The sequence below is a fragment of the Pseudomonas sp. PS01301 genome, from assembly GCF_029960215.1.
In the GTDB taxonomy this organism is placed as follows: Bacteria; Pseudomonadota; Gammaproteobacteria; order Pseudomonadales; family Pseudomonadaceae; genus Aquipseudomonas; species Aquipseudomonas coleopterorum.
Genome location: NZ_JASCPM010000015.1, coordinates 14216 through 26267 on the forward strand (window position 1 = coordinate 14216; position 12052 = coordinate 26267).

General features: G+C 65.0%; 12 protein-coding genes. 2 read left to right on the top strand and 10 right to left on the bottom strand.

What is annotated here, in order from left to right; translation table 11 throughout:
- Positions 1 to 23: 23 nt before the first annotated feature.
- From QMX89_RS10310 to QMX89_RS10320, 3 genes are read right to left on the bottom strand one after another with little or no spacing between them, the layout of a single operon-like run.
- A complete protein-coding gene (locus tag QMX89_RS10310; protein ID WP_049862457.1) occupies positions 24 to 836 on the bottom strand; it encodes an aldo/keto reductase in 813 nt (270 codons plus the stop codon).
- Positions 833 to 2008: an FAD-dependent oxidoreductase gene (locus QMX89_RS10315; protein WP_049862456.1), complete on the bottom strand. Its 1176-nt coding sequence runs from the start codon at positions 2006 to 2008 to the stop codon at positions 833 to 835. Before QMX89_RS10315 ends, QMX89_RS10310 begins: the two co-directional genes overlap by 4 nt.
- A 42-nt stretch (positions 2009 to 2050) precedes the next feature.
- Positions 2051 to 2383: an SMR family transporter gene (locus QMX89_RS10320; RefSeq protein ID WP_282348074.1), complete on the bottom strand. Its 333-nt coding sequence runs from the start codon at positions 2381 to 2383 to the stop codon at positions 2051 to 2053.
- A 145-nt stretch (positions 2384 to 2528) separates the two neighbouring features.
- On the opposite strand from QMX89_RS10320, the gene waaA reads away from it, so the two are divergent.
- Together waaA and QMX89_RS10330 are read left to right on the top strand one after the other, a co-directional pair.
- Positions 2529 to 3800, top strand: coding sequence for a lipid IV(A) 3-deoxy-D-manno-octulosonic acid transferase (waaA, locus tag QMX89_RS10325; protein ID WP_282348075.1), 1272 nt, complete (start codon positions 2529 to 2531; stop codon positions 3798 to 3800).
- A gap of 63 nt (positions 3801 to 3863) precedes the next feature.
- Entirely contained in the window at positions 3864 to 4025 is a 162-nt protein-coding gene (locus QMX89_RS10330) for a YqaE/Pmp3 family membrane protein (protein ID WP_082223739.1), read from the top strand.
- A 50-nt stretch (positions 4026 to 4075) separates the two neighbouring features.
- Here QMX89_RS10330 and QMX89_RS10335 read toward each other — a convergent pair whose 3' ends face one another.
- The 7 genes from QMX89_RS10335 to pqqF form a co-directional block, all read right to left on the bottom strand.
- A complete protein-coding gene (locus QMX89_RS10335) occupies positions 4076 to 5905 on the bottom strand; it encodes a S9 family peptidase (protein WP_282348076.1) in 1830 nt (609 codons plus the stop codon).
- The gene (gene pqqE, locus QMX89_RS10340; RefSeq protein ID WP_056845284.1) at positions 5871 to 7031 is read right to left on the bottom strand and encodes a pyrroloquinoline quinone biosynthesis protein PqqE; all 1161 of its coding nucleotides are present in this window, start codon (positions 7029 to 7031) and stop codon (positions 5871 to 5873) included. Before pqqE ends, QMX89_RS10335 begins: the two co-directional genes overlap by 35 nt.
- Positions 6985 to 7278: a pyrroloquinoline quinone biosynthesis peptide chaperone PqqD gene (gene pqqD, locus QMX89_RS10345; protein WP_282348077.1), complete on the bottom strand. Its 294-nt coding sequence runs from the start codon at positions 7276 to 7278 to the stop codon at positions 6985 to 6987. Before pqqD ends, pqqE begins: the two co-directional genes overlap by 47 nt.
- The gene (pqqC, locus tag QMX89_RS10350) at positions 7275 to 8027 is read right to left on the bottom strand and encodes a pyrroloquinoline-quinone synthase PqqC (protein ID WP_049862450.1); all 753 of its coding nucleotides are present in this window, start codon (positions 8025 to 8027) and stop codon (positions 7275 to 7277) included. The genes pqqD and pqqC overlap by 4 nt, the downstream gene beginning before the upstream one ends.
- Positions 8028 to 8255: 228 nt before the next feature.
- Positions 8256 to 9167 carry a pyrroloquinoline quinone biosynthesis protein PqqB gene (gene pqqB / locus QMX89_RS10355; protein ID WP_056845285.1) on the bottom strand — a complete coding sequence of 304 codons (912 nt, stop codon included), beginning with the start codon at positions 9165 to 9167 and terminating at the stop codon, positions 8256 to 8258.
- Positions 9168 to 9246: 79 nt separating this feature from the next.
- Complete coding sequence (gene pqqA / locus QMX89_RS10360) at positions 9247 to 9318, bottom strand: pyrroloquinoline quinone precursor peptide PqqA (RefSeq protein WP_008365141.1); 72 nt, start codon at positions 9316 to 9318, stop codon at positions 9247 to 9249.
- Positions 9319 to 9448: 130 nt separating this feature from the next.
- Positions 9449 to 11902, bottom strand: a complete 2454-nt coding sequence (gene pqqF / locus QMX89_RS10365) for a pyrroloquinoline quinone biosynthesis protein PqqF (protein ID WP_282348081.1) — start codon at positions 11900 to 11902, stop codon at positions 9449 to 9451.
- Positions 11903 to 12052: the final 150 nt, after the last annotated feature.

The following is a 12052-nucleotide window of genomic DNA, read 5'->3' on the forward strand; positions in this document are numbered from 1 at the left end:
CGGGGTCGGCCGCGTCGGCGGCGTCAATTCCTGAGTAGCACGGCAGCGGCTGTCGCTACGTTGTGGGACAGGTGCAGCGGATTTATCGTTCCGACAATAGCACTGGCAACGCCTGGGTGAGCAAACAGCAGCTCGAAGCTGGCGCGTACCGGATCCACGCCCGGCGCCAGGCAGGCATGACCGCTGGCCAACGCCTTTTTCACCAGAATGGCCTTGCCGTGGGCGGCCGCGTAGTCGAGCACCGGGCGCTCGGACTGCTCGTTCAGGTTGTAGGTGACCATGGCGCAGTCCCCGGTTTCCAGGGCTTTGAGCCCGCCCTGCACGGTTTTGCCGGAAAAGCCGAAGCCGCGAATCTTGCCTTCGGCCTTCAGCGCCGCCAACGTCTCGTACACCTCACAGCCCTGGAGAATATCCAGATCGTTGCCGTCCGAATGCACCAGCAGCAGATCGATGAAGTCTGTTTCCAGGCGTTTCAAACTGCGCTCCACCGAGAAACGCGTGTGCTCGGCGCTGAAGTCGAAGCGTGACTGGCCCGATTCGAATTCTTCACCGACTTTGCTGACGATCACCCAGTCCTGCCGCTGACCCCGCAGCAGCGGCCCCAGGCGCTCTTCGCTGATGCCATAGGCCGGCGCGGTGTCGATCAGGTTGATGCCCAGCTGACGTGCCTGGCCCAGCAACATGCGCGCGGCGCTGTCATCGGGAATGGTGAAGCCGTTGGGGTATTTCACCCCTTGGTCGCGGCCCAGTTTCACCGTACCCAGGCCCAGGGGGGAAACCCGCAGGCCGGTGTCGCCCAGCGGGCGGTGCAGGTCGTGCAGGGTAGGCAGGCTCATGGCAGCAGTTCATCCCAGACAGGTGTGGCCAGGGCCGGCTTGGGCAGCTCTGGCAGGGGAGCATGGCTGTGCGGTGCAATGCCATCGCGCTGCAGGGCAGCGATAACGCGGTCGGCGAAATCCGGCGCCAGGGCCAGCTTGGTCGGCCAACCCACCAGCAAGCCAGGTTGGTCGGCCAGAAACGCATTGTCCGGGCGCACCAGCCCGGATTGAGCGGGCTCGGCGCGATTGACCCGCAAGGTGGCCCAGCGCAGCTGGCTTTGATCGACCCAGGGCAGCAGTTGGCCGATTTCCTTCTGGGCAGCGGCGATCTGCTGCGCCGGATCGCGAGCCACGCCATCGGCTTCGGCGATCTCGCCACCCAGGTACCAGACCCATTGGCCGTCGGCCCCCGGATGAGTGGTGACGGTGATGCGCGGCTTCGGCCCGCCGCCCAGGCAGTGGGCGTACAAGGGTTTCAGGTTGGCGCCCTTGGCCAGCACCATGTGCAGTGGCCGTCGCTGCATCGTGGGTTGTTCGACGCCCAGTTCCGCCAGCAGGGCCTGGATACCTTCGCCGGCGCTGAGCACCACGCGCTGGGCGCGAATCACCCGGCCATCAACGATCAGTCCGGCCAGCCGGTTCTGGTCATACAGTGGCTCGATCCGCTCGCCCGCCAGCAGCCCATCGCCGGCCAACTCGGCGAGCCGAGCGACCAGGCTGGGCACGTCCACCACCAGCTCGGCCAAGCGATAGACCTTGCCCTTGAACGCGCGGTCCTGCAGAGCGGGCGGCAGTTGCTCGCCCTTGACCTGATCGACCCGGCCGCGCACGGCCTTGCTGGCGAAGAAGCTGGTGAGGTTGCCCGCCAGGGTGCCCGGCGACCACAGATAATGCGCCTCGGACAGCAGGCGCACGCCCGAAAGGTCCAGTTCGCCCTGGCCAGCCAGTGCTTCGCGCCAGCGGCGCGGCATGTCGGCGATGGCTTCGGAGGCGCCGGTCAGCGCGCCATGCAGGGCGTATTTGGCACCGCCATGAATGATCCCCTGGGCCTTGAAGGTCTGCCCGCCGCCCAGGCGCGCGTTCTCCACCAGCACCGTCGAATAGCCCAGGGCGCGCAGCCGCGCGTTGAGCCAGAGCCCGGCGACACCGGCGCCGACGATGACGATATCAGTGGACAGTTCAGACGGCATTGCAGACCTCGCAGGCTAGGACAGGCGGGGGAGTATACAGCCTCAGTGCCCGGTGGTTTTCGAGAACAGCTGGATCACCACTACGCCCAGTACGATCAGCGACATGCCGAGCATGGCCGGCAAGTCGAGCTTCTGCCCGTAGATGAACAGGGCGGCGATGCTGACCATGACGATGCCCATGCCCGCCCAGATGGCGTAGGCGATGCCCACCGGCACCGTGCGCACCACCAGGGTCAGCATCCAGAACGCGATGCCATAGCCGGCCACCACCAGAAACAGCGGCAGCGGTGTGCTGAGCCCTTTGACCGCCTTCATGGAGACAGTGGCGATCACTTCGGCGCAGATGGCGATGGCAAGAAAAGCGTAGGCGTTCATGGTGGGGCTCCTGTTCGATGCAGGCATTCTAGGCGATGCACGGCCGGCGCGGGTTCGTCCATTTCGAGTGATCGCCGGGCAATCGGTTCGCAGGGTTGCGGCGGGCACTTGGTCAAGGATCATGACCTGAGTACACTTCGCCGCCATGAACAGAACTCTCTACACCTTGCTGTTTCACCTGGGGCTGCCGTTGCTGGCCGTGCGTCTGTGGCTGCGGGCGCGCAAGGCGCCGGCCTACGGGCAACGCCTGGGCGAGCGTTTCGCCTACCGGCTGCCGCCGATGCAGCCGGGGGGTATCTGGGTGCATGCCGTGTCGGTGGGCGAAAGCATTGCCGCCGCACCCATGATCCGCCAGTTGCTGCTGCGCCATCCCGAGCTGCCCATCACCGTGACCTGCATGACGCCGACCGGGTCGGAGCGCATCCAGGCACTGTTCGCTGGCGAGCCGCGCATCCAGCATTGCTACCTGCCGTACGATCTGCCGTGGGCATCCGGCCGATTTCTCGACCATGTACGACCGCGCCTGGCCGTGATCATCGAAACCGAGCTGTGGCCCAACCATATTCACCAGTGCGCCCGGCGTGGCATTCCGGTCGCATTGGCCAATGGCCGGCTCTCCGAGCGTTCGGCCAGGGGCTATGCACGTTTCTCTCGGTTGACCGCGCCAATGCTGGCGGAAATGAGCCTGCTGGCGGTGCAGACGCAAGTCGAGGCAGAGCGTTTTCTGGCATTGGGTGCGCGCCCCGAATGTGTACAGGTGACCGGCTCGATCAAGTTCGATCTCAACGTCGACCCTGCCGTGCCTGTCCGCGCCGCTCGGTTGCGCGAACAGTGGCAGGCCAGCGAACGTCCGGTCTGGATCGCTGCCAGCACTCACGAGGGTGAAGATGAGGTGATCCTGGCCGCTCATCGCCAATTGCTCGCCAGCCATGCCGATACCTTGCTGATTCTGGTCCCGCGGCACCAGGAGCGTTTCGCTTCGATGCATGCGTTGTGCAAGGCCCAGGGTTTCACCACGGTGCAGCGCTCGCTCGATCAGCCGGTCACGGCGGCAACCCAAGTGTTGCTGGGCGATACCATGGGCGAGTTGCTATTCCTCTATGCCCTGGCGGACGTCGCGTTCGTCGGCGGCAGCCTGGTGGCCAACGGCGGGCACAACCCGCTGGAGCCTGCCGCGCTGGCCAAGCCGGTGCTGAGCGGGCCGCACATGTTCAACTTTCTCGAGATCGGCGCGATGCTGCGCGAGGCTGGTGCATTGGTCGAGGTCGACGATGCACAGGGTCTGGCAACGGCAGTGCGACAGTGGATAGAACTGCCGCGTGATGCGGTGCGCAGCGGAGAGGCCGGGCTGGCCGTGATGCGGGCCAACCAAGGCGCGTTGAAGCGTCTGCTCGATGCCCTCGACGCCAAGCTTTAGCGCCACGCGGAACGCCGGGGGCGGCCCGAGGTCTGTTATGCATCGACCTCAAGGAGCTGCACCATGGACATCATTCGCATCATTTTCGCCATCCTCCTGCCGCCTGTCGGCGTGTTCATGCAAGTGGGCTTCGGTGGCGCTTTCTGGCTGAACATCCTGCTCACGTTGCTGGGCTACATCCCCGGCATCATCCACGCGGTGTACATCATCGCCAGCAGAAAGTAACAGCGCTGTTGCCGGTGAATTCGTCCTTCGACGAGCGCACCGGCACTCGTTCAGAGCAGGTCGACCAGTCCGCGGTCGTCCTCCTGCATCACCTGCAGATAGAACCGCCACTCGTGCTCCAGCGCATGCGCGAGGTTTGCGGCATTGCGAAAGCCATGCCGTTCTTCAGCGTAGTAGTGCGCCTCGACGGGTATGCCGTTGGCCTCCAACGCAGCCACCATGTCGCGGGTCTGTTGCGGCACGACCACTACGTCCAGCTCTCCCTGAAAGAAGATCACCGGCGCGGTGATTCGGTCCGCATGCAGCAGCGGCGTGCGGTCGGCGTAGCGCTGGTGGTCGACGTCCGGGTCGCCGATCAGCCAGTCCAGATAGTCGTTCTCGAACTTGTGGGTGACGCGCCCCAGGGCAGCCGGATCGCTGACCCCGTACTGGCTGGCGCCGGCGCGGAACACCTTGGCGAACGCCAGAGCGCACAACACCGTATAGCCACCCGCGCTGCCGCCACGCACGAACGCACGGTGCGGATCGATGCGGCCTTGAGCGGCCAGGTACTCGACCACAGCGCAGGCATCCTGCACGTCGGTTTCGCCCCAGCGCAGATGCAGGGCGTGTCGATAGGCGCGGCCATGGTTGCTGCTGCCGCGATAGTTGAGGTCGGCGACGGCAAAGCCGCGTTGAGTCCAGTATTGAATGCGCGGATCGAACACCGGATAGCACGCCGACGTCGGCCCGCCGTGGATGAACACCACCAGAGGCGGATGTCGCTCGTCGCTCTGTGCCGCGTAGAAGAAGCCGTGTGCCTGCTCGCCGCCGCTGGGGTAGCTGAGCGGGTGCGGCAGGCTGACCTGCTCGGCCGGCAATGGCGAATAGCCGCCCGCCAGGGTGCGTACGCTGTGGTCATGGCGGTCGATGGCGATCACCGCCGATGGCTGCACCGGCGAGCCAGCGATGGCGTAGAGGTGATCGGCGTCCATGGCCAGCGCGCGAAAGCGGGTGTACTCGCCGGTGTAGTCCACGCATTGGCCTTGCCCATCGCACAGGCCCAGACGGCCGAAGCCTGCTTCGAACCAACTGCTCAGGTAGCCTTGGTCGCTCGTCGGCAACCAGGTGCAGGCACCCAGTTGCCAAGGGGCCGCGGCGTGATCGGCCTTGGCGGCGGGCAATGGCGCCCAGTCGTCGCCGACCTCGGCCCAGGGTTGCCAGAAGCCCTGCGCGTCGGACAGGCAGTACAGCCGCCCCTGTTCGTCGAAGCGCGGCTGCTGCAGGCTGAAACCACTGGCCACGCACTCGGGGACTGCCGCCAGTTCGCTGCACATCAGGCGCGTTTGCGTCCAGGGTTGATGAGGCCGATCCCATTCGATCCAGGCCAGGCGGGTGCCGTCCGGGCTCAGCGCCGGTGATGCGTAGAAATCGGCGCCTTCGGTTAGCACGCGATGGCGCTCGCTGGCCAGGTCGATGGCCACCAGACGATGGGTGTCGCCGTCTTCCTCCACCGCCAATACCTGGCCTGCGGCATATTCCAGCCCCCCGTAGCGCATCTGGCCGAAGCTCAAAGGCTGCGGCAGGCCACCGGTCACCGGCTGACGGTACAGCTGCTGGTCGGCCTCGTTGACGAACACCAGTTCGTCATTCGCCAGGCAGAACGAGCCACCACCGTATTCGTAGACGCGGCTGCGCACGCTGTAACCGTCGGGTGTCAGGCACGTTGCCACGCCGTCGCGCTCGGTCCACACACGGCAAGCGCCATCCTGGGGGCGGAACTCGTTCCAGAACACGCCGGCGGGGCCGACCCGAAGCTCGGCGAAATCGGTCCCGGCGGCGACGGCCTGGGAGGCGCTGAAGCGGTCATGCTTTGGCGATGATGCGAGAGTTTCGTTCATTGCGGAAGGCCAGTTGTTCGATCGTCTGGGTGGCGTGTTCCGCTTCTTCGCGAGCCCGCAGAATCACGCCATGGTGGGGTGACTTGCTGCACACCGGGTCAGCATTGGCAGCGTCCCCGGTCAGCATGAAGGCCTGGCAGCGGCAGCCACCGAAGTCCTTCTCTTTCTCGTCGCACGAGCGGCAGGGCTCGGGCATCCAAGCATAGCCGCGGAAGCGATTGAAGCCAAAGGAGTCGTACCAGATGTGTTGCAGGCTGTGATCGCGAACGTTGGGGAATTCCACAGGCAACTGACGCGCGCCGTGACAGGGCAGCGCGGTGCCGTCGGGGGTCACGGTGAGGAAAATGCTGCCCCAACCGTTCATGCAGCCCTTGGGTCGCTCTTCGTAGTAGTCGGGCGTGACGAAGATCAGCTTGCAGGCGCTGCCGGCCGCTTCCAGCTTGGCGCGGTACTCGTTGGTGATGCGCTCGGCGCGTACCAGTTGCTCACGGGTGGGCAGCAGGCCCGCACGGTTCAGCTCGGCCCAGCCGTAGAACTGGCAGGTGGCGAGCTCGACGAAGTCGGCCTCAAGAGCCACACACAGCTCGATGATGCGGTCGATCTTGTCGATGTTGTGCCGATGGGTGACGAAGTTGAGCACCATCGGATAGCCATGGGCCTTCACCGCACGGGCCATTTCCAGCTTCTGCGCGAAGGCTTTCTTCGAGCCGGCCAGCAAATTGTTGACCTGCTCGTCGCTGGCCTGAAAGCTGATCTGGATGTGATCCAGGCCGGCGGTCTTGAAGTCAGCGATCTTCTGCTCGGTCAGGCCGATGCCCGAGGTGATCAGGTTGGTGTAGAACCCCAGCCGCCGGGCTTCGCCGATCAGTTGTGCAAGATCCTGACGCACCAGCGGTTCACCGCCGGAGAAACCGATCTGGGCCGCGCCCATCTCGCGGGCTTCGGCCATCACCTTGAACCACTGCTCGGTACTCAATTCCTTGCCCTGGGCTGCGAAGTCCAGGGGGTTGGAGCAGTACGGGCATTGCAGCGGGCACCGGTAGGTCAGCTCCGCCAGCAGCCAAAGCGGCAGGCCGACTTCAGGCGTGGGTGGCAGGCTGGGCAAGTTCGATCCAGTGCTGTGCACGGGCGACCTCCATGAATTGCTCGATGTCCTCGGCCAGTTCCGGTACGCCGGGAAACTGTTCTTCGAGCTGGGCGATGATAGTGGCCACACTGCGCTGACCATCGATCAGCCCGCCGATGGCGCCGGCACTCTCGTTGAGTTTGATCATGCCTTCGGGGTAGAGCAGCACATGGCCTTTCTGCGCGGGCTCGTACTGGAAGCGGTAGCCTTGGCGCCATTTTGGGATGCTTTGACGGTCGAAACTCATAGGGCGATCCCCTTGTGCCAGACGCGCTGGTCGGTGACGCTGTGATAGGGCGGGCGGTTCAGCTCGTAGGCCATGCTCATGGCATCGAGCATGCTCCACAGGATGTCGAGCTTGAACTGCAGGATTTCTAGCATACGCTGCTGGCCTTCGACCGTCGTGTAGTGCTGCAGGGTGATGCTCAAGCCGTGCTCCACATCGCGCCGGGCCTGGCCCAGGCGAGTGCGGAAGTATTCGTAGCCGGCCGGATCGATCCACGGGTAGTGGGCTGGCCAGCTGTCCAGGCGCGACTGATGGATCTGTGGTGCGAACAGTTCGGTCAACGAGCTGCTGGCCGCTTCCTGCCAGTTGGCCCGCCGCGCGAAGTTGACGTAGGCGTCCACGGCGAAACGCACGCCGGGCAGGACCAACTCCTGGGACCGCAACTGGTCGGGATCCAGGCCCACGGCCTGGCCCAGGCGCAGCCAGGCTTCGATGCCGCCGTCTTCGCCGGGGGCACCGTCGTGGTCGAGCAGGCGCTGGATCCACTCGCGACGAATCTCGCGGTCCGGGCAATTGGCCAGGATGGCGGCATCCTTGAGGGGGATGTTGACCTGATAGTAAAAGCGGTTGGCAACCCAGCCCTGAATCTGCTCACGGGTCGCGCGGCCTTCGTACATCGCCACGTGATAGGGGTGGTAGATGTGGTAATACGCACCCTTGGCACGCAAGGCCTGCTCGAACTCGGCGGGGGTCATGGGGGTGTCGGACATGGTGGTTCTCCCGGGGAATGTGTTGTCAGTGCCGGCCTCTTCGCGGGCAGAGGGCTCGCCGCCCGCCCCGCTCCCACAGGGATTGCATCGATCCTTGTGGGGAATGTGTTGTCTGTGAGGGCCTCTTCGCGGGCAGAGGGCTCGCCGCCCGCCCCGATCCCACAAGGGCTTCATTGAACCCTGTGGGAGCGGGTCTCTGCCCGCGAAGAGGCCCTCCCTGACACTCCACTACAACTCGATGCTCATCCCATCGAACGCCACTTCGACACCGCGCCGGGCCAGTTCGGCCCGCTGTGGCGAGTCTTCGTCCAGGATCGGGTTGGTGTTGTTGATGTGGATCAGCACCTTGCGCTGGCGCGGCAGCCCTTCGAGCACTTCGAGCATGCCGCCCGGGCCGTTCTGCGCCAGATGGCCCATTTCGCGTCCGGTGCGGGTGCCAACACCGCGTCGCTGCATTTCGTCGTCATCCCAGAGGGTGCCGTCTACCAATAGACAGTCCGCGCCCGCCATGCGTTCGAGCAGGGCATCGTCCACCTGGCCCAGACCCGGCGCATAGAACAACGTGCCACCGGTACGGGTGTCTTCCACGATCAAACCCAGGTTGTCACCCGGATGCGGGTCGAAACGGTGGGGCGAGTAGGGCGGCGCGGCGCTGCGCAACGGCAGAGGGGTAAAACGCAGGTTCGGACAGGCCGGAATCACGAAGCTGCCTGTAAGTTCGATGCGTTGCCAGTCCAGTCCGCCATTCCAGTGGCTGAGCATGTTGAACAGCGGAAAACCGGTGCTCAGGTCCTGATGCACCATGTCGGTACACCAGACCTGATGCGGGCAGCCTTCGCGCAGGCTGAGCAGGCCGGTGGTGTGATCGATCTGGCTGTCGAGCAGGACGATGGCTTGTATCCCGGTGTCACGCAGGGCACGGCCCGGCTGCATGGGCGCAAAGCTCTGCAATTGCGCACGGATGTCCGGCGAGGCGTTGCACAGCACCCAGTTCACCCCGTCGTCGGACAGGGCAATGGACGATTGCGTGCGCGCATGGGCACGCAGGCTGCCATCGCGAAAGCCACTGCAATTGGTGCAGTTGCAGTTCCACTGGGGAAAGCCGCCGCCGGCGGCGGAGCCGAGAATCTGGATATGCATGAAGAACTCGCAGCATCAAGCCTGGAAATGAAAACGCCCCGGTCATTGGCTGGCCGAGGCGTTGCGTTGCAACTGAAGCTTAGCGGCTGGCGAAGTACATGGTGACTTCGAAGCCGATGCGCAGATCAGTGTAAGCAGGTTTGGTCCACATAAGAGATCTCCTTCTGGGTTGATGGGCTTGTAGCATTAGTCCGCCCCGACCGTAGGACGTTCAATGCTCCTTGGGGCGCTATGTTACTAAATAAGAAAGCCGCCTATGGGTATTTATTCGATAAAGTCCGTTACCTGCCCGGTAACGATCGCTGGGCCGGCACCCACGAAGGCTCCAGCGTAGGTCCCGTCGCCAGGCACAGCCAGCCGCCGGTGCCGCTGGCCAATTGCTGCGCGGCTTGGTGCAGATCGCCCGGGCGCAGCTCGCGCACGGCTCGCTGCAGGGCACTCAGGTAGTCGGCACCATGGCCGGCCTGACAGGCTTGCCAGAGCAACTCGGCCAAGGGCAGCAGGTCCATCTGCGAGCGCTCGTGGCGACTGGCGAGCTCTTCGCGCTGAGTGTCCAGCGCAGCGGGTTTCAGGGTATCGATCAGGGTTGGCAGGGTTTCGATGAAGGTCTGCACATGGCCCAGGATATCGGCCAGCGGTGCCTGGGGCGACTGGACACCGAACACCAGACCCGTACGGCCAGCCATCTGGCGCAGTCCACTGAACACGGCGTAGCCCAATTGCAGCTCGACGCGCATGCGCTGGTAGAACGAGGTCTGGCACAGCTGCGCCAGCAGGCGCCAGGCGGCTTCGTCGGCGATGCTCTGGCTCGGCACCGGGCAGAACAACAGCAGCGCCTGTTCGCTCGACTGGCAGGGCACATGACTCCAGCTACGCCCCGATTGAGCCGGATGCGGTTGAGCCCGCTGCGGGCTGGCGGTGCCGGGCATCTTGCGCAACGCATTGTTCAGGGCGCTGCGTTCACCGTCGTTCATGCCGACGGCCAGGCCGTCCCAGCGCGCCGCGCCCCACAGCTTCTGCAAGGCCAGTGGGCGCAGGTCTTCGTCGGAGGTGCGGCTGTGGAAATAGCCCAGGCTGTGGTCGGGCAGGCGCTTGAGCAGTTCCTTGATGGGGGTCAGGGTGGTACTGGCGGATTCCTGCCCGGCCTGGTGCCAGACCTCCGGGGCCGGTATGGCCAGCAGCTCCAGGGCTTGCTCCAGCAGCGCCGGGATGGGCGCCTGCACGCCGCTCAGCTTGAGTTGCCAGTCGTCGCCCAGGCTGCTGAAGACCATCTGCACACCGGCCTGGCGTGCTTCTTCGGTGAGTTTGCGCAGGCTGTCCCGCAACGTACGGAACAGTCCCTGATGGCGCGAGGCATTGACCCGCCAGCGCAGGTACAGAGCGGCTTCATGGCTGTGCGCCGAAGCGCCGTCCCGATAGGCCAGACCTTGCGGATCCGGTACGGGATGGTCCGGGCGGCGGCTGGGGCGCAGAAAGCGGTTGCGCGGCGGCAGTCGCCAGCGACCGGCCAGGTCGCGTTCCGGACCGGCTGCCACTGGGTGCAACAGGTGTTCGGGGCGCAGGTGTTCGAGAATCTCGCGCAACGCCTGCAAGGCTTGGCGGCTCAACTCGCACGGCGTTTCATCGCTGTGATGGCGAGCCAGCTCCAAGGCGCTGGCGACCTGCAAGCGGCGCTCGTTGAGCAGGCGGAATTCCTCGCGCAGGCCTTGCCAGTCGTCGTGGGCCTGGAAGAACTCCAGCCAATCGAAGCACAGCTGGCCGATCAGCGCGGTCGCCGTTTCGCCTGCTGGCGTGAGCTTGAATTCGATATTGATCAGGGCCTGGTCGGCGAAGGTATAGAACGTGCTCAGTTCCAGGGTCTGCACCAGTTGCCGACGGCGCAGCTCGGCCAACAAGCCGCCGTGCTGGCTGGCGCCCAGCCAGGTGGCGAGGAACTCCAGGGCCTGGGTGGCGCCGCGGGGCAGGTTTTCGCAGGCGAACAGCAGGTTGAAACGGCCTTTGTCCGGCGGCTCGACCGCTTCGCTCGGCGTGCCCACCAGCGGTGGCGGGGCGATCTGTTCGGCGGTGTCGCCGGGGCGCAGCGCACCCGCCGCTTTTTCTGCCATGGCACGCAGCTGCTCCAGCGGTTGCGGGCCGACCAGGCACAGGGTCATCTGTCCGGTCTGGTAGAAGCGCCGGTAGAAGCTGCGCAGGTCCTGCTGGAACGAATCGCGCGGTACCGGCAGGCTGTAGCGATTGCCGGCGTGGAAGGCCCGCAGCGGATGCTCGGCGTCCAGCGCGCTGGTCAACCATTGCTGGTGGCGCGCCTCGGGGTCGCGCGACCAGGCGACGAATTCGGCGTGCAGCACTTCGCGTTCGCGCAGTTGCTCGGCCTGGGTCATGCGCGGATGGCCGAGCATGTCGCACAGACGTTCCAGCGCACCGGCGAAGGCATTCACCGGCACTTCGAAGAAATAGTCGGTGCAGCGCTCGCGGGTGCTGGCGTTGATCTGCCCGCCGTGGTTCTGCACGAAGGCCATCAGCCCGTGGTCGCCGCTGTGGCGTTCGGTGCCGAGAAAGAACAGGTGTTCAAGGAAATGGGCCAGACCAGGCCAGGCGGCGGGTACGTCGTGGCTGCCTGCGGCAACGCGCATGAAGGCGGCGGCACGCTTGAGACGTGGCTCATGATGCAGGCGCACGTGCAGGCCGTTGTCCAGCACCACGTGTTCGGCGGCCGGCAGTGAAGGTTGAGGCATGTCAATTCCCTTTGAGCGGTCAGGCTGTAGGGCGTAATCGTAGCGGATTTGGGGGTAGGCGGGGGAGCCGTTCGCACTGGGATTTTCCAGACAAAACGAGCTTTTTTGCGGATTGCGGAGAAATGCACATCTTGGGAAGCGATGTGGCGG